Here is a 1,170-nt window from a genome sequence, read left to right as displayed (position 1 = left end):
GTGAATATCGGGACGATCGGACATGTGGACCACGGCAAGACGACGTTGACCGCGGCCTTGACCAAGGTGAGCGCGGATAAGGGTATGGCCAAGTTCATCAGCTACGACGAAGTGGCGAAGGCGAGCGAAAGCCAGGGTCGGCGCGATGCGTCCAAGATTATGACGATTGCCATCAGTCACGTGGAGTACGAGACGGCCAATCGCCACTATGCCCATGTGGATTGCCCGGGCCACGCCGACTACGTCAAGAATATGATCACCGGCGCCGCGCAGATGGATGGCGCGATCCTCGTCGTCAGTGCGGCAGACGGTCCGATGCCCCAGACGCGGGAGCATATCCTCTTGGCCCGGCAGGTGGGGGTGCCTTACATCGTGGTGTTCCTGAACAAGGCCGACAAGATCGATGACGCCGAACTCTTGGAGTTGGTCGAGCTCGAAGTGCGGGAGCTCTTGACGAAGTACGGTTTCCCGGGCGACAAGACCCCCATCATTCATGGCTCAGCCTTGAAGGCGATGGAGGGGGATCAGGGACCGCTCGGTGTGCCGTCGATTCTCAAGCTGTTGGAAGCGGTCGATACCTACATTCCGACGCCGGAGCGTCCGATCGATAAGCCATTCTTAATGCCGATCGAAGACGTGTTCACCATCAGCGGTCGTGGGACCGTCGTGACGGGGCGTGTCGAGCGCGGGATCGTCAAGGTGGGGGATGAAATCGAGATCGTGGGCTTGCGGCCGAACCAGGTCACGATTGTGACCGGGGTGGAGATGTTCCGGAAGGTACTTGATGAGGGGCAGGCGGGCGATAACGTCGGCGTCTTGCTGCGGGGCACGAAGAAGGAAGATGTGGAGCGTGGGATGGTGCTGTCGAAGCCGAAGAGCATCACGCCGCATACGAAGTTTAAGGCGGAGATCTATGTGTTGGCCAAGGAGGAAGGCGGGCGGCATACGCCGTTCTTCAACGGCTACCGGCCCCAGTTCTACTTCCGGACGACCGACGTCACGGGGATTATGACGTTGAATCCGGGCGTGGAGATGGTCATGCCGGGCGATAATGTGAGTGTGACGGGTGAGCTGATTAGCCCGATCGCGATGGATCAAGGGCTGCGGTTCGCGGTGCGCGAGGGCGGCAAGACTGTCGGTTCTGGCGTCGTCACCGAAATTCTGGCGTAA

The 1,170-nt window shown here is 60.1% G+C and carries 1 protein-coding gene; it reads left to right on the top strand.

The window, feature by feature from the left end; all coding sequences use genetic code 11:
• Nucleotides 1–1,170, top strand: a 1,170-nt coding sequence (gene tuf, locus Q7U76_08920; GenBank protein ID MDO8356496.1) for an elongation factor Tu, incomplete at its 5' end; no start/stop codon positions are given.

This window comes from Nitrospirota bacterium, assembly GCA_030645475.1.
GTDB lineage: Bacteria > Nitrospirota > Nitrospiria > Nitrospirales > Nitrospiraceae > Palsa-1315.
Note: the sequence above shows the minus strand (reverse complement) of the source record. Positions and strands in the feature narration are given on the sequence as shown.